The organism is Neobacillus solisequens (genome assembly GCF_051233465.1).
Classification (GTDB): Bacteria; Bacillota; Bacilli; order Bacillales; family Cytobacillaceae; genus Neobacillus.
This window is the reverse complement of the sequence record NZ_JBKFGJ010000004.1, coordinates 1-23,042: the sequence shown is the minus strand read 5'-3', so window position 1 is coordinate 23,042 and position 23,042 is coordinate 1. Positions and strand designations below refer to the sequence as shown.

At 37.0% G+C, this 23,042-nt stretch carries 25 protein-coding genes; 9 read left to right on the top strand and 16 right to left on the bottom strand.

The window, feature by feature from the left end; translation table 11 throughout:
• Nucleotides 1-17 precede the first annotated feature (17 nt).
• The 4 genes from ACI3K6_RS05855 to ACI3K6_RS05840 all read right to left on the bottom strand — a co-directional run bounded on the left by ACI3K6_RS05855 (nucleotide 18) and on the right by ACI3K6_RS05840 (nucleotide 5,285).
• A complete protein-coding gene (locus ACI3K6_RS05855; protein ID WP_335475963.1) occupies nucleotides 18-842 on the bottom strand; it encodes an electron transfer flavoprotein subunit beta/FixA family protein in 825 nt (274 codons plus the stop codon).
• A 528-nt stretch (nucleotides 843-1,370) separates the two neighbouring features.
• Nucleotides 1,371-1,613, bottom strand: coding sequence for an aspartyl-phosphate phosphatase Spo0E family protein (locus tag ACI3K6_RS05850; protein ID WP_335475965.1), 243 nt, complete (start codon nucleotides 1,611-1,613; stop codon nucleotides 1,371-1,373).
• Nucleotides 1,614-1,977: 364 nt separating this feature from the next.
• Complete coding sequence (locus tag ACI3K6_RS05845; RefSeq protein ID WP_435554102.1) at nucleotides 1,978-4,272, bottom strand: thiamine pyrophosphate-dependent enzyme; 2,295 nt, start codon at nucleotides 4,270-4,272, stop codon at nucleotides 1,978-1,980.
• Nucleotides 4,272-5,285: a 2-oxoacid:acceptor oxidoreductase family protein gene (locus tag ACI3K6_RS05840; protein ID WP_335475967.1), complete on the bottom strand. Its 1,014-nt coding sequence runs from the start codon at nucleotides 5,283-5,285 to the stop codon at nucleotides 4,272-4,274. Before ACI3K6_RS05840 ends, ACI3K6_RS05845 begins: the two co-directional genes overlap by 1 nt.
• Before the next feature lie 358 nt (nucleotides 5,286-5,643).
• Between ACI3K6_RS05840 and ACI3K6_RS05835 the strand changes: the two genes are divergently transcribed.
• Nucleotides 5,644-7,386 (top strand): B12-binding domain-containing radical SAM protein, encoded by a 1,743-nt coding sequence (locus ACI3K6_RS05835; RefSeq protein WP_435554101.1) that lies wholly within the window; start codon nucleotides 5,644-5,646, stop codon nucleotides 7,384-7,386.
• Here the strand turns inward: ACI3K6_RS05835 and ACI3K6_RS05830 are convergent.
• Both ACI3K6_RS05830 and ACI3K6_RS05825 read right to left on the bottom strand, forming a co-directional pair.
• Nucleotides 7,376-7,534, bottom strand: coding sequence for a hypothetical protein (locus tag ACI3K6_RS05830; protein ID WP_435554100.1), 159 nt, complete (start codon nucleotides 7,532-7,534; stop codon nucleotides 7,376-7,378). The genes ACI3K6_RS05835 and ACI3K6_RS05830 overlap by 11 nt on opposite strands.
• On the bottom strand, nucleotides 7,535-7,696 hold the full coding sequence (locus ACI3K6_RS05825) for a hypothetical protein (RefSeq protein ID WP_335475972.1): 162 nt from the start codon (nucleotides 7,694-7,696) through the stop codon (nucleotides 7,535-7,537).
• Nucleotides 7,697-7,828: 132 nt separating this feature from the next.
• Here ACI3K6_RS05825 and ACI3K6_RS05820 point away from each other — a divergent pair, with 132 nt between their 5' ends.
• Together ACI3K6_RS05820 and ACI3K6_RS05815 are read left to right on the top strand one after the other, a co-directional pair.
• Nucleotides 7,829-8,176, top strand: a complete 348-nt coding sequence (locus tag ACI3K6_RS05820) for a DUF3905 domain-containing protein (protein WP_435554099.1) — start codon at nucleotides 7,829-7,831, stop codon at nucleotides 8,174-8,176.
• A gap of 109 nt (nucleotides 8,177-8,285) precedes the next feature.
• Nucleotides 8,286-8,489, top strand: coding sequence for an alpha/beta-type small acid-soluble spore protein (locus ACI3K6_RS05815; protein ID WP_335475976.1), 204 nt, complete (start codon nucleotides 8,286-8,288; stop codon nucleotides 8,487-8,489).
• Between the two features lie 44 nt (nucleotides 8,490-8,533).
• Here the strand turns inward: ACI3K6_RS05815 and ACI3K6_RS05810 are convergent, their stop codons facing one another.
• The 4 genes from ACI3K6_RS05810 to ACI3K6_RS05795 all read right to left on the bottom strand — a co-directional run bounded on the left by ACI3K6_RS05810 (nucleotide 8,534) and on the right by ACI3K6_RS05795 (nucleotide 13,367).
• Nucleotides 8,534-9,604 carry an anti-sigma factor domain-containing protein gene (locus ACI3K6_RS05810; protein WP_435554098.1) on the bottom strand — a complete coding sequence of 357 codons (1,071 nt, stop codon included), beginning with the start codon at nucleotides 9,602-9,604 and terminating at the stop codon, nucleotides 8,534-8,536.
• A complete protein-coding gene (sigI, locus tag ACI3K6_RS05805) occupies nucleotides 9,601-10,347 on the bottom strand; it encodes an RNA polymerase sigma factor SigI (RefSeq protein ID WP_335475980.1) in 747 nt (248 codons plus the stop codon). Before sigI ends, ACI3K6_RS05810 begins: the two co-directional genes overlap by 4 nt.
• Nucleotides 10,348-10,554: 207 nt before the next feature.
• The gene (locus ACI3K6_RS05800; RefSeq protein WP_435554097.1) at nucleotides 10,555-11,652 is read right to left on the bottom strand and encodes an SDR family oxidoreductase; all 1,098 of its coding nucleotides are present in this window, start codon (nucleotides 11,650-11,652) and stop codon (nucleotides 10,555-10,557) included.
• A 134-nt stretch (nucleotides 11,653-11,786) separates the two neighbouring features.
• Nucleotides 11,787-13,367: a peptide chain release factor 3 gene (locus ACI3K6_RS05795; protein ID WP_435554096.1), complete on the bottom strand. Its 1,581-nt coding sequence runs from the start codon at nucleotides 13,365-13,367 to the stop codon at nucleotides 11,787-11,789.
• A 271-nt stretch (nucleotides 13,368-13,638) separates the two neighbouring features.
• Between ACI3K6_RS05795 and ACI3K6_RS05790 the strand changes: the two genes are divergently transcribed.
• The 3 genes from ACI3K6_RS05790 to ACI3K6_RS05780 all read left to right on the top strand — a co-directional run bounded on the left by ACI3K6_RS05790 (nucleotide 13,639) and on the right by ACI3K6_RS05780 (nucleotide 16,252).
• Nucleotides 13,639-13,899: a hypothetical protein gene (locus tag ACI3K6_RS05790; RefSeq protein ID WP_335475986.1), complete on the top strand. Its 261-nt coding sequence runs from the start codon at nucleotides 13,639-13,641 to the stop codon at nucleotides 13,897-13,899.
• Nucleotides 13,900-14,006: 107 nt separating this feature from the next.
• Nucleotides 14,007-15,740, top strand: coding sequence for an AAA family ATPase (locus ACI3K6_RS05785; RefSeq protein WP_435554095.1), 1,734 nt, complete (start codon nucleotides 14,007-14,009; stop codon nucleotides 15,738-15,740).
• A gap of 122 nt (nucleotides 15,741-15,862) precedes the next feature.
• On the top strand, nucleotides 15,863-16,252 hold the full coding sequence (locus ACI3K6_RS05780; RefSeq protein WP_435554094.1) for a YkvA family protein: 390 nt from the start codon (nucleotides 15,863-15,865) through the stop codon (nucleotides 16,250-16,252).
• Between the two features lie 51 nt (nucleotides 16,253-16,303).
• Here the strand turns inward: ACI3K6_RS05780 and ACI3K6_RS05775 are convergent, their stop codons facing one another.
• From ACI3K6_RS05775 to ACI3K6_RS05755, 5 genes are all read right to left on the bottom strand, one after another.
• Nucleotides 16,304-16,444 (bottom strand): YjcZ family sporulation protein, encoded by a 141-nt coding sequence (locus tag ACI3K6_RS05775; protein ID WP_335475992.1) that lies wholly within the window; start codon nucleotides 16,442-16,444, stop codon nucleotides 16,304-16,306.
• Nucleotides 16,445-16,463: 19 nt separating this feature from the next.
• Nucleotides 16,464-16,568, bottom strand: coding sequence for a YjcZ family sporulation protein (locus tag ACI3K6_RS05770; protein ID WP_335475994.1), 105 nt, complete (start codon nucleotides 16,566-16,568; stop codon nucleotides 16,464-16,466).
• Nucleotides 16,569-16,738: 170 nt separating this feature from the next.
• Entirely contained in the window at nucleotides 16,739-17,953 is a 1,215-nt protein-coding gene (locus ACI3K6_RS05765) for a GerAB/ArcD/ProY family transporter (RefSeq protein WP_435554093.1), read from the bottom strand.
• A 2-nt stretch (nucleotides 17,954-17,955) separates the two neighbouring features.
• Nucleotides 17,956-18,201: a hypothetical protein gene (locus tag ACI3K6_RS05760; RefSeq protein WP_435554092.1), complete on the bottom strand. Its 246-nt coding sequence runs from the start codon at nucleotides 18,199-18,201 to the stop codon at nucleotides 17,956-17,958.
• Between the two features lie 160 nt (nucleotides 18,202-18,361).
• Complete coding sequence (locus ACI3K6_RS05755; protein ID WP_335476005.1) at nucleotides 18,362-19,549, bottom strand: helix-turn-helix domain-containing protein; 1,188 nt, start codon at nucleotides 19,547-19,549, stop codon at nucleotides 18,362-18,364.
• Between the two features lie 275 nt (nucleotides 19,550-19,824).
• Here ACI3K6_RS05755 and ACI3K6_RS05750 point away from each other — a divergent pair, with 275 nt between their 5' ends.
• The 3 genes from ACI3K6_RS05750 (at nucleotide 19,825) to ACI3K6_RS05740 (ending at nucleotide 21,524) form a co-directional block, all read left to right on the top strand.
• Nucleotides 19,825-20,409: a DUF6230 family protein gene (locus tag ACI3K6_RS05750; protein ID WP_435554091.1), complete on the top strand. Its 585-nt coding sequence runs from the start codon at nucleotides 19,825-19,827 to the stop codon at nucleotides 20,407-20,409.
• A 108-nt stretch (nucleotides 20,410-20,517) separates the two neighbouring features.
• On the top strand, nucleotides 20,518-20,877 hold the full coding sequence (locus tag ACI3K6_RS05745) for a DUF6114 domain-containing protein (RefSeq protein WP_435554090.1): 360 nt from the start codon (nucleotides 20,518-20,520) through the stop codon (nucleotides 20,875-20,877).
• Nucleotides 20,878-20,951: 74 nt separating this feature from the next.
• Nucleotides 20,952-21,524 carry a hypothetical protein gene (locus ACI3K6_RS05740; protein WP_435554089.1) on the top strand — a complete coding sequence of 191 codons (573 nt, stop codon included), beginning with the start codon at nucleotides 20,952-20,954 and terminating at the stop codon, nucleotides 21,522-21,524.
• Between the two features lie 45 nt (nucleotides 21,525-21,569).
• On the opposite strand, the gene ACI3K6_RS05735 is transcribed toward ACI3K6_RS05740, so the two are convergent.
• Complete coding sequence (locus tag ACI3K6_RS05735; RefSeq protein WP_435554088.1) at nucleotides 21,570-22,730, bottom strand: C40 family peptidase; 1,161 nt, start codon at nucleotides 22,728-22,730, stop codon at nucleotides 21,570-21,572.
• Nucleotides 22,731-23,042: the final 312 nt, after the last annotated feature.

Here is a 23,042-nt window from a genome sequence, read left to right as displayed (position 1 = left end):
GACTATGAATGATCTCATTAATTAGAAGACTTTATTGTAAATAGATCTTTTTTCTCCAGTAAGATATCCATTAGCTGCTTGACCTGCTCATCAGAGGTGCCTTCAAGTTTTTTTCCACCTTCTGGCCTTGGTGGTGTAAACATTTTTCCAACAATAGTCGGTGAGCCTTTCAGTCCAAGCTGGGCGCGATCCACATTTTCCAAGTCGTTAACTGACCAGATAATCGACTCATATCTAGCTGCCTTTATCATATTGGGCATTGGCGAATATTCAATTTCATTAATTTCCTTTTCAACTGTTAATAGACAGGGGATTTCAGATTGGATTAATTCGTATCCATTTGTTAATTTCCGCTTTATAATAACTTTTTTTTCTTTTTCATTAACCTCTACAGTCTCAATGACGTTCGTTATAGGGGGGATATCCATCCGTCTAGCAATTCCCGGACCAACCTGCCCCGTATCACCATCAATAGCATGTTTTCCGCAAATAATCATGTCCACAGGAAGTTCCTTATTGATTCTTTCTAATGCTTTTGAAAGGGCATAGCTTGTCGCTAAAGTATCTGCACCAGCAAAAGCACGGTCAGTGATTAAATATCCCCTATCAGCGCCAATTTCGATGCTCTTTTTAATGACAGCTGTTGCCTGAGGTGGCCCCATCGACAATACTGAAATAGTCCCCCCCACTTTTTGCTTAATCTTTACCGCTTCCTGTACTGCATGCGCATCATAAGGATTTAAAATTGCTGGAGCACTTCTTCTGTCAAGTGTGTTGGTTTTTGGGTTGATTTTAATAATCTTTGTATCTGGTACTTGCTTGACACATACAACGATGTGCATATAAGACTTCCCTCCTCTATATTGTCTTACTATTGAAAGCGTTTGCTTCCGATCTTTATAAAAAATGCTTTTATTTACGATATATGTATCGTCATAGAAGCATATTCCCCAAAACAATCGTTTTCTCTTAATTTATGTGGACAGGAATATATGTAGGAATATTTTAGGTAGATTGGACATATTCTTTATGGTGGTTTAATAAAATACAAGTGAGGCAAGGTTTCGTTTACAAATTCTTGGTGGAGTTTGAATTAATTTAACTATATGAAATATTGAGATATAAACAAGGATAAAAATCACAGTTATGATGATATAATGTAGAATGATTGTTCAATCTTGTTTTAGTTACAAATTCCGAAGGATTATGAAGGTTGCATCAAGGGGCGTGTACTACGATTAATATTAAATAAGATTAAACATGTACATAGAAGGCCTTTGGCATTGCTTTAACTAGTTTAAGGCCTTCACAGTAACACGTTTTTTAAGTTGCAATAAAAAATCCTTTTACCAGGATAGAAATTGATCATTTTATACTAATACCTTAGGCCAAACCATGATCATTTGTTTAAAGGCAAATTTTATTTCTTCATTTCTTTTGGGAGTTTGTCCCATCATCCGGTGATATTCATTAATTAACTCATCTAGTTCCTGACTGCATCTAATTGTTTCTTCACTAGTAAAACCAAGTGCATTGGCACTCTCGATCATTTGCTCTCTTTTAACCTTTATTTCCTCTATCATGTCACTATGGGTATTACTATACTCGTACAATGTTATCTCTCCTACCTCTTACTAGTAATTCAAAAAATAGACTACTTGATGAATTATGACAGATTTTTATTAAAAGTAAATACATTCGCAAAAGTAGACAAAACAATCTAAAACTTTCTATATTCGACAATATTTTTCCAGTTTTCTACTATAAAACGACAAATTCCCGCTTAAGTCTTTTACATGTAATACACCACCTTCCCTCGGCCATTTATCACTGTTCCTTCCTGAAAATATACATTATAATTGACTTTCTAAAATTTGTAACCGTTTTCACTTTCTCAATATATTTTTATAGTTAAGTCCCCCATTTTTCATTCAACAAAAAACGCAAAGCATCACACTGTGCCTTGCGTTTTCAAATTTATAGCCATGGATTTTCGTGCTTTGCCTTAAGACGTTGCCAGCGCTTCTCCACTTCTGTTTCAAATTCTTTCAATAAATGTTTGTTTTCTTCTTTTAATAAATGCTTGGTCTTGCCCATATATTTAATCCATTCTGTAACAGGTACTCGCTTGTTCTTATCCTCAGGATTATAGGTAATGGTAGTTTCACCTTGTTCAATCTCATAAAGAGGGAAGAAACATGAATTAACCGCTTCTTCAAGAATTTTGGTCCCATAGCGATCTTCAGACTTCCAGTTCAATGGACAAGTAATGAGAAGTTTACCATAAACCGTGCCAACATTTTGGGCATACCATTGTGCTTTTGCACCCTTCTTCACCAAATCCTGTGGAAATGCTTCAGAACCGGTAAATACATATGGAATATTGGTAGCAGCCATAATTTGAACAGTATCTTTATGGTGGAATGTTTTACCTTTTTGAGCTTTACCCACACCAGATGTACTTGTCATATGACCCAGTGGAGTCGAATAAGACATTTGGGATCCTGTATTCATGTAACCCTCATTATCGTATTCAAGCATGATTAATTTGTGTCCGCGCAATGCTGTACCAATGGCAGAGCCCATACCAATATCCATACCACCGTCACCAGTAATCATAACAAAAGTTGCATCATCAGAAACTTGGATTTCACCGCGTCGTTTTAATTCCATGAAAGCCTCTACAGTACCGGATAAGGTTGCTGCGCCATTTTGGAACAGGTTATGCATCATGGTTTGCTTATGAGAGCTATATGGATACGAAGTTGTCGTTACATATGCACAGCCTGTTTGGAAAAGTGTAACGATATCTCCTTCTATACCTTTAAAGAAAAGTTCTAGTCCGCCAAAGATCCCACAACCAGGGCAAGCACCATGACCGGATGCAATTCGTTTTGGCTTTGTTGTTAATTGGCGAAGCGGCGGGATCTTTACCTTTAATTTGTTGCTTTCTTCATCCAACTTAACTTCAATTAAGCCTGACTTATAGACATCACCTTGCTGAGGTTCAATAACAGGCTTAAGGATTTTATCTGGCTCGCCAGGGACAATCCCCAAATAATCAAATGGCTTTTCAGCATAGCCTTTTTCCATTGCATCAATCGCTAAATGGAAGAACTCATGTGCGTCACTTGCATAGAAATCTTTGCCGCCCAAACCAAATACACGGCTTAGGACGATCGTTTGATTATTCTTGTCATCCTGAAGAGCAGATTTAATTTCATGTGTTAAGTTCGGGCCGTTTGCCCCATATGAATCAGCACGTTCACCAACTAATAGTGCTTTAACATTTTTCAATGCTTCACGGATTTCTTTTGCTGGGAATGGACGAATAATGTTAGGGCTGATCACCCCTGCCTTGATACCTTTCTCACGGAGCTGATCCACTACATCTTTAGCTGATTCAGCAGCAGAGTTTAATAGGAATAACGCAACCTCAGCATCTTCCATTCTATATAAATCTAAAACTGAATATTCTCTTCCTGATAGTTTTGCATACTCTTCGGCTACTTCTTTAAAGACTTCGCCAGCTTGATAAATGGCCTCTGATTGCTGGAAGTGGTTATTCATCAGGTCCTCGCCATTCATATGGGCACCAATGGTAACCGGTTTTTTCGGATCTCTGATAAAATTGTAGTCAGTTGGACATTCACCCACAAATTGTTGAACAACATTACGATCCTTAAAATATTGTACTTTTCTCTTTTGGTGTGATGTAAAGAATCCATCATATGCCACAATTACCGGCAAACGAACTTTAGAATGCTCGGCAATTTTTAGCGCCATTATATTCATGTCATACACAGCTTGAGGTGTTCTTGCCGTTAATATTACCCAGCCGATATTTAAACCATAATACAGGTCAGAATGGTCACCACGGATATCAAGAGGACCACTAACTGCACGTGTTACTAGGTTCATTACCATTGGGAAGCGAGTTCCCGCTTGTACTGGAAGCTGTTCAATCATATATAAGAAGCCATTGGCACTTGTAGCATTAAATACCCTTGCACCTGTTGCTGCGGCACCATAGCAAATACCTGCAGAACCATGCTCACCATCAGCAGGAATTAACTTAACGTCATGTTCCCCCCGTGCCTTCATCTGGTCCAAAAATTGTGCAACTTCAGTGGATGGTGTAATTGGGAAATACCCCATAATATGATAGTTAATTTGCGCAGCCGCCATTGCAGCCATTTCATTACCTGATTCAAATGTAGAAACTTGTTCAGCTATCCCTTGAGCTGTTAATTTATCTTCTAAAATTGCCACTATAAAGTCCCCCCTGTTACATAAGGAAAGTTCTGTTTCACTCGATTTGCATCGGCATAACCAATCATTTCGCGGAGGTCACCCAGCGCATCTGTCGGACATGCTTCTACGCATTTTAAACAACCCTTACAATATTGATAATCAATTCCTTTAAGGAACATTTGCTTTCTGCCTCGTTTATCTTCTCCTTCTTCCCAAACAAAGCAGAAATCTGGGCAAACATTATCACAAGCAGCACAGTTTATGCATTTTTCTTGTTGGAATTCAGGAAGGAATCCTTGCCGTGATCCGCTTAAATCTTTTAACACACTGTTGGCCTGAGCCGTAATGACACCGCCAATTTCCTGAGTTAGGTATCCAAGCATTGGTGTAGGGCGGGTAAATCCCTTTCCTTCAGCATTTTCTGGAACTTGATAGTTTTTAAATTGAACCTCGTTATAACCGCGGTCAAACGTCCGGATATTTGGTTCTACCAGATGTGGATACTTTTTCTCAAACGTTTTGCGGATTACTTTTCTCATTGATTCTGGATCAAGGAAATCGCAAATACGGAAAAGCGCGCCAAGCATTGCTGTATTTACCTTTGTCTTTTCTTCTACAGCAATCGTTAAAGCATCCACGATTGCAAGAGTTCCATACTCTAACTTTAAATCTTCCTTAACTTCATCAAAGTCTCTTGTGGAGTTGACCAGAACAATTCCATCAGCATTTAGGCCGCTAACAACGTTTACCGTTTTATATAAAGCTTCATGAAATACACCAACAATATGTGGTTGTTCAATTGGACTGTGATCGCGAATGGCTGTCTCAGGTTCGCAGAATCGGATAAAACTTTTTACCGGTGTTCCTTTTTTCTCAGAACCATAGGATGAAAAATTGGAGCCATTTAAACCTAGGCCTAAAACACCTGCTTCAGCTAACATTTTCCCTGCCAGGTTTGCTCCCAATCCTCCAATAGACTCTAATCGGATTTCAAAAAATCCCAGTTCATTTTTATTTGGTAAAATAGACATAATGTCCCTCCCCTTTTTTGTTCGAAAAATCTCCATCAAAACGACATAAATATTTAACTTTGTAAAATCATTGTAAGACTTTTCATTTCTTTTAGCTGTGACAAAAATCAAACATCGATAAAAAAATATTGAAACACATTTTTATTTATTGAATAATTACTGGAAAATTCTTAACAAAATGCCGGTTTACATTCATATAACAGTTATATTTTTGTTATATAACAGGATGTTTTCCAGATAAAGTCCTTATGGTGCTTATTGCTGCGCAAAAATCTCTTAAGCTGTTTGTAGACTGTCATTTTCGTCAACAATAAGCTATAATAATTATTTGTACAATTTTAATGAGGAGTTCAATCTAATGAATATCATTTGTGCAACCTTAAATGCTAAATATATCCATACAAACCTTGCAATTCGCTATTTAAAGGCCTATGCCGCTCCAGAATTCAATATTCAACTAAAGGAATACACGATTAAGGATCCGATTTTGAACATAGTTTCAGACCTATATCAACAGAAACCTTCTGTCATTGGCTTTAGTTGTTATATCTGGAATATTGAAGAAACCTTGAAGGTTGTAAACATGTTAAAAAAAATAGAACCATCTTTATTAATTGTGCTCGGGGGTCCTGAAGTCTCATATGATACTGCCGAGTGGATGGAAAAGGTTCCAGAAGTTGACTTTATCGTTATGGGTGAAGGTGAATTAACCTTTAAACAATTACTATCTGAAATTCAAAGTGATCAAAATTATGATCAAGTACCGGGGATTGCGTATCGCCATGATCGGAAGGTGCGAATGACGCTCCAAAGAAACAAGTTGGATCTGAAAGAGATTCCATCACCCTATCGGTTCCCTGAGGATATCGCCCATTTAGGTAAGCGTGTAACCTATATTGAGACCAGTCGCGGTTGTCCTTTCAGCTGTCAATTCTGCCTTTCTTCTATTGAAGTAGGAGTTCGATATTTTGAACGTGAAAAAATGAAAGAGGATATTCGTTATTTGATGGAAAATGGTGCTAAAACCATTAAATTCGTTGACCGGACCTTCAATATCAGCAGAAGTTACGCGATGGAAATGTTTCGTTTTCTGATTGATGAGCATTTACCGGGAACCGTTTTTCAATTTGAAATCACAGCGGATATCATGCGGCCAGAGGTCATTGAGTTTTTAAATCAAGAGGCACCAAAGGGATTGTTCCGTTTTGAGATTGGTGTACAATCCACAAATGATTTCACAAATGAGCTTGTTCGAAGAAAGCAAAACTTTGAAAAATTAAAAAGAACCGTCACAATGGTAAAAGATGGCGGTAAAATCGATCAGCACTTGGACTTAATTGCCGGGCTTCCTGAGGAAGACTACGCATCATTTAAGAAAACCTTCAACGATGTGTTCGAGATGAGGCCTGAGGAATTGCAATTAGGGTTTTTAAAGATGCTTCGCGGGACAGGAGTAAGACTTCGTGCTGAAGAACATGAATATGTATATATGGACCATTCACCTTATGAGATTTTAAGTAATAATGTCCTTTCTTTTGGTGATATGGTAAGGATCAAACAAGTAGAGGACGTTTTGGAAAAATATTGGAATGATCATCGAATGGATGCAACGGTAGAATATTTGGTCACAAAAACTTTTGCATCTCCGTTTGATTTTTTCCAAGACTTCGGTTCTTATTGGGATGAAAAAGGCTGGTCAAGGATTGGCCATCAGTTGGAGGATTTGTTCCGTCGACTCTATTTGTTTTTACAGGAGATAAACGCTGAACAACTGGATGTGATTGTTGGCTTAATGAAATATGATTATTTTAAAAATCATAAATATAAGCCAAGAAAACCATGGTGGGAAGCAAGCCACGATAAGGGTAAACGAACAGCCATATATAAACAGATACTTGAAACACCTGAACTGTTAGGTCCAACTTTTCTTGAATTACAGTTGGATGAAAAGGAGTTATATAAACATACCATGCTTGAAGAGTTATCCTTTGATTTGTCGAAGTACATGTTAACAGGAGAAGTCGTTAACCAAGCATCTTGTTTATTAGCCTTCTTTGACCCATCTAATAATCAAACACTTCTTTTTCCTTTTAAGGGTTAAAAATAAGCCGGCAGAGCCGGCTTATTTTTAATCCTTTTGCCTTTTTTTCCAAATACTTTTCTTTTAGTGGCACCCCATTTACATCACCGAACTCAACGCTGAATTCTTCAACAGGTATGCGTGGGGGGGTTTTTCGACGGGCTTTCATTTAACTTCTTCCTTTTTTCCCTAATTTTGAATTACGATTTTGAAACCGGATCGCATTATTATTATCAGTAAATTCTGCTGAAAATTCGCTTTCCTGAATATTGCTTTTAGGGGTTTTTGTATATTTTTCTACTGCATCAAACTCAGCTTTTCGTTTAGCCATTGGTCATCCCTCCAAAAAATATTTACACTTATAGTCTTAAACATTTCAGCTGTAATATTCTCTTCCTTATTTTTCTTAAATTAAAAAAGCATTTACCGTAAAAAATAAAGAAAAAAGCAGGGGTGACAATGGATGAAACAAGAGAAGCCAGAAAAGGACGAGGTCATTTTAGATGAAACAATACCACATCAAGCCAATGCTCCAAGCTTTAAAGGAACAGGCATAAAAATGGAAGCTCCTTTTGTTAATCAACATGGAGTTATTATTGGAGACAGTCAATATGCTTCTAGCAATTCCCCATTAGAAAATTGGTCAAAGGAAACGGATCCTGCTGTCATGGCGGGAGAGGAATGGGTCCATCCAACGAATGATATTGGCTGGAATACTACCGAGAATCGTGAACTGCTCGAAAGCAAACGCAGACCTCAGGCATCACCATTTATGCATCCAACTAAGGATGTCAGTAAATGCAGCGACTAATTAAAATCCATTTCCGATAAAGATTACCATTAATGAAACAATAAAAAAATTAAATAATAGTAGTACAGGGGGTTATATATTCTCTGTAGATAGAAAGGAGATGAAACTAATGGCTAATAGCAGAAATAAATTATTGGTACCTGGAATTGAACAATATTTAGATCAAGTTAAATATGAAATTGCCCAAGAATTTGGCGTGAATTTGGGATCCGATACCGTTTCAAGAGCAAATGGATCTGTAGGCGGCGAAATTACCAAAAGACTCGTGCAGCAAGCGCAAGTTCAACTATCTGGAAATTCTAATCAACAATAATGAATATAATGGAAAAAGTCCGGCAGTTGCCGGACTTATTTTTCTTATTTAAATATATGCTCGTGTTTTGAAGGTTGTTTAGACGGCTCTATCTTCTTCCCTGGATGATGTTTTACTTTTTCTTCATCCATTTTTTTAGATTGACTAGGTGGAAGGGCTAGTTTATCCTTTTCGTCCTGGTGATATACCTTATTGCTTTTTGCCAAGCCATTTGTTTTATCTTGTGGAGCCAAAGGTTTTTCTTTTTTCATTTGATCAGCTGGAACCTTATTGATTGTTTTTTCAGACTGATTTGTTGTGCCTGGCACCTTAATTTGTCCTGATTGCTTCTTGTTCTTTTCTCCTGGTGAATCTGTTTGGTTCGTAGAACTAGGAACAGAGTTCTTTTTCTTTATATTTGTATTCTCATTTCTCTTATTTATATTCGAATTCTCTTTGTCCTTGGTTTTCTCTGAATCTTTTACTTGTAATTTTCCTGCAGTGATGCCAAGTTTGTGGGCTTTTTCTAATTCTTTTTCCGTACCGGAAACATAGGTCAAATTAACTTCTTCATCATTGACAGCTGTCTTAATTTCTTTGATATTATCTTGAAGTCTTTTCTCTACTTCTGTTTCTGGATGTTCCATTCTGACTGTTGAAATAATAATGTGATTATTTTTTTTCAAATAACCCTCTTTTTTGATTTCTGTCAGGATTTTTTCCGTCAAGGAAGAAACATCCACTTTTTTCCAGTCCTTCAAATGAGAAATAACTTGCTTCCCTTCCTTATTAAAGCCAGTTAATTCCACTACTTGCATCTTTTTATTTAATCCAAGTTCAATACTAGGATTCACATCAATGGACATATAGGCATAGGCTTTGTTATTTTGATAAAATGGAATAAACGTGCTTAGAAAAACCAATAAAGCAGCAGCCGATAACCAAATAGGTTTTGCCTTAAAAAATCGGTTCACTTTTAGCGCCTTAGCATCAGCAGTTTGCTCAAGGGGGAAAAAGTATATTTCTTCACCAATTGAATAGGGCTGTTCGAGTTTTTTTGTTCGCAAAAACTCTCCATCAGGGGTTAACAATGTCAGAAATGCTTCATCTATTTCCATCACAATGCCTTTTTTCATTCTTCTAACACCCCTTTTAAATACTCCTTTAAATACATATAATCACTTGATAAAATAAGGGCAATCGCAATAATATACTTACGATTTCGCTCAATCGTTTTTCGACTGACATGGACCAATTTCTCTAATTCTTTAATTGGAAGGCGCTTTTTTTCCAAAAGAACATCCCTTAAATCTTGATTTTCAATTAGCATTTTCGCCGTCATGATGGCGTTTTTTCTTGCATCAGCATGTTTTGGAGAGTTTTCAACCAAATCGCTAAAGCTTAAATCAAACTTAGCCAGTAATTGTTGAAACTGGATGATTTCCTCTTTCATTAACTGTTCGTCATTTTTTTTATGGTAATCTTCAAGAGACAAATCATTTACTACGGCAAGACCAGCGGATTCTTCATCATATTGGGAATCTGTGATATCAATACTTAGATGCTGATTTTTAGTTTGCTTGCGTATATAGTCTATTACTCTGCGTTTTATAATCACTTCAGCAAAACTTAATAAGGAACTACCACGTTCAGTTGAATACTTCTCAATTGCCTCATTAAAAGCGATAAGACCAATGCTAAATTCATCATCGGTTTCATAAATATACCTTCGACAAACAGAAGATACTGTTCTAGCAATGAACGGTTTATATTGTTCAATCAGTTCGTTCAGCAGTGACCGGTCACCCTGCTGGATTAACGCTACAGTTTCTTCTAATGATCTCTTGGTCTTCTTCGCCATAAACAATAAACCTAGCATTTGCTCACCTCTATTCGACCAATTATAACATAATGATGTTAGTTTGGTCTTTATGGGATAAGCATTTGAAAGTTAGAAACTATTGGATAGTTCTCGCTATCACTTAAAAATTACGTATCAACGGAACTGATTGTGGGGGTTATTATTTTATTATTCCGCAAAAAAACTTCCACCTCATTTTAGTGGAAGTACTATAACGAATATTGATTATAAAATAGTAACCTGATAATTGGGATTATTCTTATGCTGTAAATAGAATTTGGCCATAGGCCTAATCCCATCTTTAAAATCAGGACAGCTAATTCCTGAATCTTTTAAGTCATTTTGTGCTTGAGTGCAATCAAAACGGCCCTTCCAAGTAAAATAATCTAATGCTTCTTTTTCAACACCCAGGAATTTCCGCATAGGTTTCATCGAAAGTAACCATTTTCCTAAGTTTAATGGAATGATTCCCTTCGGTTTCTTGTTTAGTAACTCTTTCATAATCATTTCATATAGTTCTGAAGTTCTGTAAGGAGTTGGATCGGTTAAATGATAGGTCTTACCTGCACCCTGCTCAAAAAAGGAAAGATATGCCGTCGCCTGGATTATATAATCAATGGGGACAAGGTTGACAAAGCCTTCCCCTTTGCCCATTCGGGGAATTATGGGAAGAAATTTTAATCGGTCTAAGAAATTCATAATAAAGTAAGGCCCATCAAACTTAATGGTTTCTCCAGTATGGGAATGCCCCTTCACAATCCCCGGTCGAATGATGGTAATCGGGACTTCCTTTTTCAGTTTTTCTACTAATACCTCAGCCTCATATTTCGTTTCTTCGTAATAATTTTTAAATCTCGGTGGCCTAATTAGTTCTGCTTCATAAAGAGTACCCTCTCGTACTCCAACAACATACGCTGTGCTAAAGTAAGTATACCGTTGTACCTTGGGAAGATTCTGCACCCATTCATTGACATTGTTCGTCCCAGTTACGTTCACTTTGTAAGCAATATCCCGCGGAACGGCCAAATCATAAATAGCGGCTAAATGGAAAACATGTGTCACTCGCTTGGATAGCTGTTCCTGCTCATTCACATGTTGCAGGAGCCCTTTTTTTGTAATATCTCCTTCAACAATCGTGAAAGCGGATTCATTCACTCCAAGTTCTGTGATGATTTCATTCTTCACCTGATTGGCCTTTTCAAACATATTTGGAAGGACTAGAACAAATACTTCTCCTTGCAATTGATTTTTCTTCCAAACCTCACGAATCAATTGGTTGCAAATAAATCCTGGAAAACCTGTGAAAAAATAACCTTTTTCCAAATTTGTCTCCCCCTTATTTAGCTTCCATGGTTGTTTCCATTGTAAGTTCCTCAAAAATGATTCGTCTATAGGTAATTAGTCTGAATTTTCTGTATTATGTGAAAAAAAAGAGGCAGAGCTAAATCTGCCTCTTTCTACTCATGCTGATCCATTGGGTTATACAGTTTTACTTCTGGATTTTTTTCTTGGAACCATCTTAATGCAAAGTCATTTTCAAATAGGAATACGTATTGATCGTAACGGTCTTTTACGAGCAGGCTTCTCGAGCTTGATAGGTTTTCATCCACTTCATTATTTTCAATCCAGCGTGCTAATTTAGACCCTATGCGTTCCATTAATACTTCAGCATTATATTCATTTTTCATTCTGTGTTCAAATACTTCGAATTGAAGCTGTCCAACAGCACCCAATAAATATTCATCTGTTTTCACAGTTTTGAATAGCTGAATAGCTCCTTCTTGAACTAGTTGTTGAAGTCCCTTATAGAACGATTTTTGCTTCATGACGTTCTTAGCTGAAACTCTGACATACAGTTCAGGAGTAAATTGTGGTAATCGTTCAAATTGAAAATTATTTTTTCCCACTGTCAAGGTATCGCCTATTTGATAGGTTCCCGTATCATAAAGACCAATGATATCCCCACTGACTGCCTCTTCAACCGTGTTCCTTTCCTCAGCCATAAAAGAGGTTGACTGGGATAGCTTCAGTTGCTTATCCAATCGAGGAATCGCCACGGTCATTCCTCGTTCAAATTTTCCTGAACAGATCCGAACAAAGGCAATTCTGTCACGGTGTGCCGGATTCATATTTGCTTGAATCTTAAAGACAAACCCGGAAAATTGATCTGAAAGTGGGTCAATTTCACCAATCGAGGAATTACGTGCCTTTGGCGGTGGTGCAAATTGTAAATAGGTTTCAAGGAATGTCTGAACTCCAAAGTTTGTTAGTGCGCTTCCAAAGAAAACTGGTATCAACGCTCCGGAGGCAACTTTTTCAGCAGAAAATTCATTGCCTGCCTCATTTAACAACATTATCTCTTCAAGGGTTTGATCGTATAATCCGGAGGACTTCAGTGGATGGTCACCCTCAATTTCTCCATCATCATTTAATGGAATAAAACGGTTATTTTCATCTACCCGAAACTGTTCGACCCGATTATAAAAGCGATCATAGATTCCCAAAAATTCTTTTCCCATCCCAATTGGCCAATTCATCGGGTAGGATTCAATACCCAGCACTTCTTCTAACTCTGCAAGCAGTTCAAGAGGCGGTTTCCCTTGACGATCTAATTTATTCATAAAAGTAAAGATCGGGATTCCACGCATCCGACATACTTTAAATAATTTTAGGGTTTGTTCCTCGATCCCCTTTGCAGAATCGATAATCATAACTGCAGAATCTACAGCCATCAAAGTTCTATAGGTATCCTCACTGAAATCCTGGTGGCCAGGGGTATCCAAAATGTTAACCCGATATCCATTATAGTCAAATTGCATAACACTGGAGGTAACCGAAATGCCGCGCTGCTTTTCAATTTCCATCCAGTCACTCGTAGCAAATTTCCCTGTTTTCTTCGCTTTTACGGTACCTGCATCACGAATCGCGCCACCGAATAATAACAATTTCTCAGTTAATGTGGTTTTACCGGCATCCGGGTGAGAAATGATCGCAAATGTCCGGCGTGATAATACTTCTTCTTTTAAATTATTACCCATCATGTCTTCCTCTCTTTGATTAGAAAACTCGCCGACTGGCAAGCCTAAAAGGCAATGACAGAGGCGTAGTTGCACTTATGCCTGATAGGAAAGTTTATACTTTCCTATCGGCCAACGAAAAAATTTTGTCCATAAGTTCAATCTTATCTTGCAAATGCAAACTTTGCAATATTTCAAGTGGAGGAGTTTGATAATTTTCTTTTATCAGGGAGTCATAAAGACTATAATATAGCTGAGATATATTCCATATAGTAAGTGCCTAGGAGGATTTATGGACGTTATAAAAATTGACCAAGAGACCCTTAATTATTTGCAAAAAGCATTCGAAATAGTCCTTGAACAAAATAAGATTTCATATAAAAAAATTGGTATTGCGGAAGAAGGAGATCAGCTATTATTTTTGTATGAAACAAACGACGAAAAAGTTCATGTTTTTAAATGGAGCAAAGCATCCAGTGTTGGTGTTAGCATTGGGGTTCTTGCACAAAGTGTATTAATGCCAATCATTCCCCATCTCCGATTATTATCCTAAAACAGAAGTGCAGCTGCACTTCTTTTTTTATACCATTCTTCCACCAGTTCCCATATCCATTTTTCTGGGAATTACCTTATAATAGTTACGTACTCTGTTAGAGGAGGATGACAATATTGAATCAAAGTAAAAAGAAAGTAGCAAAATTTATACCGCTTGTTGCAGCGTTTATTATCATAATTTCAGGAATTATTTGGACGGTTCAGTCAACAAAAACACAAGTCTCCATTCCATTCTCTTCTGTTGAAAAAATTGTTCAAGAACAGCAAGGCAAAACCGTTTCATTAACTGAGCATTCCAATGGCAGCCTTTATATTACAGCAGGAGATGCTCATTATATTTCACATGTCCCCCCCAATAGTCAAATGGTAGATAAGCTTGTAGAAAAATATAATATTGACTATTCCTATACTACCAGCAGCCGTTATGGTATTTGGATTATGGGCGGAGTACTCTTATTAATGTTTGGAAGTGCATTTGCCCTTTACAAATCAAAAGGCGGTACTGGGTTAAACTCCATGAAAAACAGTGTCGCTAAACCGCGTCCGCTTCCGTCCATCACCCTAAAAGATGTTGGCGGACTTGGAGAGGAAATGAAGGAAGAAATTCTACAAACTTTATCCACATTAAAAGAGCCAGAACGGGCTACTAAGCTAGGTATCAAACCTCCGAAAGGTATTTTGTTATACGGACCACCAGGAACAGGAAAAACCTTGCTTGCTCAAGCGATTGCCAATGAATTAAATGCTTCCTTCTTTTCATCAAGTGGTTCAGCATTTAATGAATTATTTGTAGGTGTCGGCGCCAGTCGTGTTCGTTCCCTCTTTCAAGCGGCCAGAAAACAAACCCCTGCGGTCATCTTTATTGATGAAGTTGATGCCCTAGCAGGAAGAAGGAAAGCACATGGTGGAGAAGAAGGAGAAAAAACATTAACTGAATTGCTTGTTCAACTTGATGGTGGCAATAAGAACGATGGTATATTATTTGTTGCAGCTACAAATAGAAAAGACATGTTGGATGAAGCGTTTCTTCGGCCGGGAAGAATCGATTTTACGTTCCAAGTTCCCCTTCCTGATACAAAAGGTCGGAAAGAAATCATTGATATTCACACTAAAGGTAAGTCATTAGCGCCAGAAGTCCTTACTTCATTAGATGGGTTGGCCGAAAGCACTTCCGGTTTTTCAGGTGCAGAGTTACATTCTTTATTCGAAACAGCAAGTCGCCGTGCCGTCCAAAATGGGCATGAAATGATTCAAAAACAAGACCTTGACTATGCGCTTGATCGAACCATATTAGGCAGTACCTCACGTTCTTTAAAAGATCAAGAAACAAAACGTCGTGTTGCTATCCATGAAGCGGGACATGCCATTATTGCCTCTTTAACAAAGCCTGGCTCGGTAAGAAAAGCCACGATCATACCACGGGGAGAAGCGTTAGGCTATGTAGCACCAATACCTAAGGAACTTCATTTATCAACCACCAGCGACCTGCTTGACCGTGTCGCGATGGTATTGGCTGGCGGGGTAGCAGAAAGAATGATCCTAGGTGAGCATAGTATTGGTGTTAGCGGCGATGTCCAACAAGCTAAACAAATCATCGAGCAAATGGTGGATATCGGAATGCTTGAGGATGGTTTTTCGTTAACGTTTAATAAACAGGATAAAGAAGCAAAAATGCAGGATTTATTTACAAAAGGTCTCAAAAAGGCAGAAGACTTAATTCAAAACCATCAATTACAGTATCAACAATTAGTGGATGCTTTATTAAAAAATGAAACCTTAGAGGGCATTGAAGTAGAAGAAATTGTTTGGGGGAAAGCACCAAGCAATCAAGCCGTTTAATTTGTCTATTTATCAAAACCAGATGTCAAGAAGGCATCTGGTTTTCTTCACCTTTTGTTTCATGATTTCCTCCTAATTGCAGAAACTAAAGTGAGAAGTGCTCAAAAAGGAGAGTGGTCAATTTGTTTAATCTAGAAAAAGACCAAAAAAAATATTTGAATCAAGCTAAGAGTTTCCTTGGGAATCAGCAAAAAACGGAAAGCCTGCTCGAGAAAGCGATCATAAAGGGACAGTCACAAAAAGGAATTTTAGGAGGAGCCTGGGATAAGCTGCAATTGCTTATAGAATTAGTAAGCTCTTATTCTAAGGGTGAATATAAAAATTTCTCGAAGAGTACGATGCTCATTTTGATTGGAGCCATTATTTATTTTGTATCTCCTATAGATGCTATTCCCGATTTTATTCTTGGATTAGGTATTCTTGATGATTCTGCCGTCATTGGTTTTACGATAAAGAGACTCTCCACTGAACTGGATAAATATGAAGAATGGAAAATTTCCAGCAACTTATAAAACCCGCTTGAATCTCAAGCGGGTTTTATTCTGCCTTTTATTGCTGTTTAATTAATAGTAGCAAGCTGCTCCTACAATAATCAGAAGAATAAATAATACAACGATTAAAGTGAAGCCACCGCCATAGCCAAAACCTCCGCCATATCCGCAGCCACCAAAGCCGTAGCCTCCGAATCCACCATATCCAAACATATGCTTACCTCCTTATTTATTAATAAAATCCTCCAACCCAAGAAGCTCCAACGATGATTAACAAAATAAACAGAACAACTATTAGAGCAAAGCCTGCACCATAGCCACCTGCAGCACCAGTCATTATTACTACCTCCTTTTGTAATTTCTATATATCCTATTCACCTAGATACAAATGTGCAATAGACACTTATCCCTATTGCCTAACTTTCCAAAAAAGGGATTAGCCCATATTTTGAGAACAAAAATATGCGGTTGGTAAATGAACCTCCAACCGCAGTCGATATTGCTATATCATTTTAAAATTAAACTTTTCGTCCTAATGCCTGATCTTCGTAATTGTACTTTAATATCAACATGTACAATCGCATGTTGAAATACTTGATCCCACTTATTTTTTACTTTTTTGAAATTCTGATAATCCTGCCTATATAATGCCTCTCCAAAACCGAAAATGTCCAATTTGTATTTATTTTGCATCTTATTTATGGTTGACTCAAGATTATGCTTTAGTTGTTGTTCTGATTTTTTTTCAAATTTATCATAGGTATCGAGACTGGTCAGATCATCTTCACATTGCATACCATCCAAATAAGCTTCTGTTCTAATCTTTAAATTAATGACAGGAATTCCCTTGATTAATTTGGCACTTGTTCTAGTTTTCGAATTATAAATGCGGATACCAAAATATTTATTTTTTCCACAAGGTACAGATACTACTGTTTTCTTTAACTTATCGACAATAATAAGATAATTACGAGCACCACTGAGAGGAAGAAAGCCTTTAAGCCTATCCTTTTTAAAAATAGCCAACGAATCCAGGACAACTAATGCTTTTGGGGTTACATCATTCATGTTATTAACATTGCCGCCTTTCTCAGGATCCCCTTTAATTGTCAACGATACTGTAAAAACAATCATTTCTCCATAAGGAAAAAAAATTAATAATTTGAATGAAGTTTTTAATGCTGGCTTCCATCCTTCACAAAGGATCGGCTGTATTTGGTGAAAATGTACATTACCGCTGACAAATAAAAAAATAGTCAGTAAGATAAAAAAAAGTAACACATAAGGGGTGAATATTTCTGAAGTCCTTGCCAACACCTCAATTCCTAAATATATAACATACGCCATCAATAGGCTGAATGTTAAAGAAATGATTTCTATCGGAGTATTGGGCATAATGGCGGAAGCTATTAATTCTCCAAAATCCCTGACTACCACACTGGAAATATACAGAAAATAGATAACGTAAAGAAACGACAGTAGGATGGTAGCTTTTCTACCAATGCAATACTCAAATAATTGAAATAAATTTTCCGTATCCAACCGACTCATTAAAAAATGATAAAAATAGAGAACACCAAACCCAAGCCATCCTCCCAAAAAAATCGCAATCCATGCATCATTTTTAGCTTCAGTTCCTACACCTACGACAACGGCACTTCCTAGCAGAAAATTAATTAAAAGAGTGAGAAGCTGGCTTAGGGATATATTTTCCTTTTGCATATCTACTCCTGGTTCCCTTGCATATCTTTACTTCTTTTTTTATTAAGAAATAGGCGAATATCTATGATAAAACCACCAATCAGCCCAAAAATGGCTCCAGCAAAGACAATATAACGGCCTGCCGAAATTTCCGAAATGAGGAGGTTCCGTAAAGATTCTATAATTGATAAATGAAAAAGGTGTGCATCAAATAAGGCAAGAAGTAAAAATAATAAAATGCTGATGAACAAGAAAGCCATTGTGATCATTTTTCCTACCCCAATACAGTTAAACCTTATTTTACCAAAACAAAACCGTTCTTATCCCCTAAAAAAAAACGCCACTCAAAACACTTTCTGACGTTTTGAGTGGCGTTTTATGCTTTTAACAAGTTAGCATCATCATTCATAAATATCCCAAATATTTTTTTTAATCAATAATACCAAGACGAATGGCTTTGACGGCCACTTCTGTTCTATTTTGAGCATTCAATCGTTTCATTATATTTGAGATATAATCCCGAACTGTATATTCACTTAGATAAAGTCTAGAAGCTGCTTCTTGGGTGGAAGCTCCATCTGCCAAAAGCTTAATGATTTCAATCTCCCTTGGAGTTAAGGAAATCGGACTTACGGCAGCAGTTACCGGTTTATCCACATCAGCTTTAATAAATTTTAAAAGTAGTTCCCCCGAACTTTGCCCAAATTTCATTAAAGCTGGAAAAAGACTAGTGTCCACTGTAAAGAACTTGTCTGGTCCTTGATCTAATACCACTCCTCCAATAATTTTACCTTCCTCAGGCACATAAATGGGAACAATCATTAAAGAAGAGAGTTGGAATTTCTGAACATATTTCTCTGGAAGTTCCCTATCTGCATAGGGAATATAGATAGGCTGAAAATTTTTCATTTCATGCCCCTGTGACTTCAATTTTACAATGCTCTCATTTAAAATTGGAATATTTGTAATTTTTTCAGCAATTGCTTGTATGTCTTCTGTATTCATATGATGCCCGTAAAGCCCTATACCCACACTTTCCTTATTGGCAAATTTAAATAAGGCGCATCGTTTAAATGGCAGAAAATATCCAAATCCAAAACAGATATTTTCAACTGATTCCTCTAAAGTTTGAGAGCGCAAGATCCATTCATTAAATAGAATAACTGAATCCTTCCAAACACTATAACGGTCCTTAGTTGAGTCAAAAAGCATTACTTCATTAATCTTTGAAAATAGATAATGAATCGAAGGATGCAATTTAGAAGAGTAAGCTACTCGCTCTTTTAGAACTTTGTGCGCAGAATTTTCTATTAAATTTAGATGAAATATTAATGAATCGGGTTCAGGATCACGGTTAAAATGGCTATGCCATGCTGCTCGTATTTCATTTAACATGTGATAAATATCTGCTTTTCCGCCTCGAACAGAAATTAAAAATGTAACAAGAAACTCACTTATAAATTCATAAACGGAAACGGATTTCTTTTTTGTATTTTTTAGAGAATCGAGTGTATTCCCCCATTCTTGTAAAAGTTCATCTTGATAGTTACTTAACAATTTAACCGCATCATTCAACAGGCTATCCAAATGATCACTTAATGTTTTAGACAAAAACACTCACTCCCCGCTCAAAACATCTAAGTTGTGTAAATGCTTACATTTTTCAATAGGTATTTTTATATATTTATTTCTTTTATATAAGCTAAAATTCCTGCCTCTTTTTATGCAATTAATAGATTTTGATGAAACGTGTTGAAAATTAGGGAAATATTGGATTAAATTCCTACAAATGTAGGGATTAAAGATTTTACTGATTTATCATAAAATTGTGACGAATAGCGATGCATTTCATTTCAATTTGATGCATTGACAAAAAAAAGGGAGGAATTTGAATGACAGCAGAATCCATCATCATTGGAGGTCAGACAGTCAAAAAGAAATTATTATTTGCATTATTAGGGGGATTTGTGTTTTTAGGGACACTGCTCAGTATTTTTGGTATAACCGGTGTAGCAGTGGCAGCACCACTTAGTGGATTTGGTGAATTTACCGTTAAGTTTGACAAGATGGTTGGTGACGGCTTCCAACTTTATGGTGGACTTGCTGATGGGGCCGAAACGAAAAATAACCCTGTTGCTGTAAACGTTATCAAGCATGCTAAAATTGATGGATTAGAAATTTCAAAAGAAATTAAAGCTCTCGGGATTAGAGTAGTCATATCTTCTGATAGTACAGTTAATATTGATGGTCTTATTCAAAAAGCCACTTTAATCAATGGTAACGCTTCATTCTCAAATATGGAAATGAAAGAAAACTATGTTGCTGATATCAAAGATCCATTTGAAAAAGTTGCTAAAGAATTCACTCAAGGTGCTGACACGATTACCATTGAAAACGGAGACCTCAAGACTTTATATTTATTCCAACAAAAGGTAAGTTTACCTGGCATGAAAGTATACTTTGAAAAAATTAAATAAAAAAGCATCATAGATTAATTGATAAGGATGATCAAAATGAACCCTTCTTCTACAAAACGTGAAAGGTTCAAGAATTGGAGAGCAAGGCGCCCTTTTTGGGGGGCGACCTTGTGTATCCTTTCTGGACTTATTATTTTATATGTACCTGTACAACTCTATGAAGTTTCAGCTGTCCCTGGGAATATGCTTGTTGTTGGCTTTTTCTTGGGAGGTCTGACATTGTTATTGGGGGTGCTGGCTTATCTTATGCCAAAGCTTTCAACCCTGTTAGGTGTACTTGCTATATTCTCGGCTGTATTATCAGTTTTTGGTGCACTCGGAGGATTTTTAATCGGCACGATCTTAGGAATTATTGGCGGTTCAATAGCCATTGCCTGGAAACCGACATATGCCCCTCATTCAATAGAACCAGACCAAACTGTACAAAAAGAAATTGCTTCCGGAAAAGAACTCCTATCTGAAAAATAAAAACATTTGCATCACTGGAACTAGCATCAGCTGTGTTCCGTAATTTACTAGTAAACAGAAAAATGGTGGTCACATTGAGACGTATTCATATTACTTACAAACTATTAATTATATTATTTCTAACTGTTAGCACTTTATTTATGGTTACCAAAGATAGTAATGCAGAAACTCCCCAATTGATTGGGTTTATAATTGACGCTGAACAAATGGAAGGTAGCATTACCGGACTTGCCATGACGACTGGAGAAACTCCTTATGCAAAGGATGTTCCTATGCTCGAAATGAAGTTTGATTCAGCTGCCGTTTTAGGGCTAACTATTAAAAAACTTGTACAATCTCCGAAAGGACTGATCACAACCAACATTACTTCAAAGGACACTGTTCTATTTAAAAATTTAACCCTTAAGGTAACAAATGCGCAATTCGGACAATACTATTTACCTAAAAAAGGAAATATCGGCCTAAAAAAGGTTAAATTGTTAGCTCATGATGTGTCAGCAGTTGATTCAAATTTACCACTGTTTCATATGGACTTTCAATCAGGCGGGGAAATTGAATTACAGCCTAAAAGCGAACAAGAGCTCATCCAATTGAAAGGTTCTTTAGAACAGTTATTATCCTCTATACAAAAAAGCGATGCTGAATGATAGCATCGCTTAAACTTAGTGTTACTCTATGTAAATGATGGCCATTTAATCATTGATGATCCTCATAACCCTACCATTAAATTTCTCTGCATAGTATCCTTTTGTAAGGTCAGCAATCGCTATTCCTGTTTTGCTCTGGGAACCGATGAATAGCCCACCACCAAGGTATATACCGACATGCCCGTCTATTTTATAGGTATCGAAGAACACGATGTCCCCTGGCCTGGCTTCACTAAAAGGTACTCTTGTACCAGTATTTTTTAACATCTCCGTATAAGCCCCTACCTTTACCCCTGCCTGCTCAAATGCCCAAGCAACAAATCCGGAACAATCAAATCTGCCATTAGCGACATCGTAAGCATTTCTGCCACCGCCAAACACATACACAGAATTTCCAATGTATTTCTCACCTGCATGTATCACTATATTGATTGCTTTATTGGAGGACTCAGGAATTAAGTATGCACTAGTTGCCATGCTGGTTATATTTCCTGTCCCTTGATATTCACCTTGCTGCTGGAGGATAGCTTTTTCTGTGAGCTTTTGTTGTTCCTTTTTTTGCAATTCTATCTTAAGGGCATCAATTTCATCCTTTTGTTCTAGTATTTGCGTCTGCATACCCTCGAGCTCTGTTTTTATCACTTTCAATTCAGAAAGCTTCAATTCAACTTCAGATTGTTTTTGTTGCACCGCTGTTCTATCTGCCTCGTGCTGTTTAACAAGATCCTGATCTGCTTGAACCATTGTTGCTACAGCGCTGAGTCTTCCTACAAAATCACTAAAGTTTTCCGACCCAAGCAGAACATCAAAATAACTTTCCTTACCACCGCTTGCTTGGAGAGACTGAGCTCGTCTCTTGATAATTTCATTACGCTTTTCGATTTTTTCATTTATGTTAGTAACTTCTTGATGAAGAAAGGCAATACTAGCCTCAGTTTCTTTCACTTTCGTTTCTGTTTCCATGATTTTATTGTTATTATCAATAATTGCTTGTTCTAACCTCTTGATTTGTTCAGCTAATCTAATCATTTCATCCTGAACTTGGAGAATTTCTGCATTTTTTTGAGATATTTCCTTACTGATATCTGACTGCTGATCCTGATTGTTCTTACTATTTTCAGCTTCTGCCTTACCAATTGGACTTGCCAAAATGGTGCCAATTCCCAATAGAGTTGTCGCGCCAAGAGTGAGTAATTGTTTTTTCAACCTGTACCCCCTGCCTTTATGGTTTAACATGAAATGACGAATAAACCAAAACTTTCCAATTTATCATATTAAAAGTATATCATTTTTTTTTGTTAGATTGGTAGTATCCATGTTACATTTATGTGTTACATATTTATATGCAGATCTATTATTTACCCGATGAAAGACAGTATTCTTCTTGCTCGACTGTATTTTGTCTTTCATACCCTCGATGAAAGACAGTTTTCTTCTTGCTCAACTGGGTTTTGTCTTTCATACCCTTGATGAAAGACAGTTTTTTTCTTGCTCAACTGGGTTTTGTCTTTCATACCC

What these genes read in the sequence shown, in the direction of transcription:
- ACI3K6_RS05750 (WP_435554091.1), top strand. Translation starts at nt 19,825, where the DNA reads ATGACAGCAGAATCCATCATCATTGGAGGTCAGACAGTCAAAAAGAAA.
- ACI3K6_RS05765 (WP_435554093.1), bottom strand. Translation starts at nt 17,953, where the DNA reads ATGCAAAAGGAAAATATATCCCTAAGCCAGCTTCTCACTCTTTTAATT.
- ACI3K6_RS05790 (WP_335475986.1), top strand. Translation starts at nt 13,639, where the DNA reads ATGGACGTTATAAAAATTGACCAAGAGACCCTTAATTATTTGCAAAAA.
- ACI3K6_RS05785 (WP_435554095.1), top strand. Translation starts at nt 14,007, where the DNA reads ATGACAATATTGAATCAAAGTAAAAAGAAAGTAGCAAAATTTATACCG.
- ACI3K6_RS05820 (WP_435554099.1), top strand. Translation starts at nt 7,829, where the DNA reads ATGAAACAAGAGAAGCCAGAAAAGGACGAGGTCATTTTAGATGAAACA.
- ACI3K6_RS05760 (WP_435554092.1), bottom strand. Translation starts at nt 18,201, where the DNA reads ATGATCACAATGGCTTTCTTGTTCATCAGCATTTTATTATTTTTACTT.
- ACI3K6_RS05835 (WP_435554101.1), top strand. Translation starts at nt 5,644, where the DNA reads ATGAATATCATTTGTGCAACCTTAAATGCTAAATATATCCATACAAAC.
- ACI3K6_RS05815 (WP_335475976.1), top strand. Translation starts at nt 8,286, where the DNA reads ATGGCTAATAGCAGAAATAAATTATTGGTACCTGGAATTGAACAATAT.
- ACI3K6_RS05830 (WP_435554100.1), bottom strand. Translation starts at nt 7,534, where the DNA reads ATGAAAGCCCGTCGAAAAACCCCCCCACGCATACCTGTTGAAGAATTC.
- ACI3K6_RS05840 (WP_335475967.1), bottom strand. Translation starts at nt 5,285, where the DNA reads ATGTCTATTTTACCAAATAAAAATGAACTGGGATTTTTTGAAATCCGA.
- ACI3K6_RS05810 (WP_435554098.1), bottom strand. Translation starts at nt 9,604, where the DNA reads ATGAAAAAAGGCATTGTGATGGAAATAGATGAAGCATTTCTGACATTG.
- ACI3K6_RS05775 (WP_335475992.1), bottom strand. Translation starts at nt 16,444, where the DNA reads ATGTTTGGATATGGTGGATTCGGAGGCTACGGCTTTGGTGGCTGCGGA.
- sigI (WP_335475980.1), bottom strand. Translation starts at nt 10,347, where the DNA reads ATGCTAGGTTTATTGTTTATGGCGAAGAAGACCAAGAGATCATTAGAA.
- ACI3K6_RS05855 (WP_335475963.1), bottom strand. Translation starts at nt 842, where the DNA reads ATGCACATCGTTGTATGTGTCAAGCAAGTACCAGATACAAAGATTATT.
- ACI3K6_RS05770 (WP_335475994.1), bottom strand. Translation starts at nt 16,568, where the DNA reads ATGACTGGTGCTGCAGGTGGCTATGGTGCAGGCTTTGCTCTAATAGTT.
- ACI3K6_RS05825 (WP_335475972.1), bottom strand. Translation starts at nt 7,696, where the DNA reads ATGGCTAAACGAAAAGCTGAGTTTGATGCAGTAGAAAAATATACAAAA.
- ACI3K6_RS05795 (WP_435554096.1), bottom strand. Translation starts at nt 13,367, where the DNA reads ATGGGTAATAATTTAAAAGAAGAAGTATTATCACGCCGGACATTTGCG.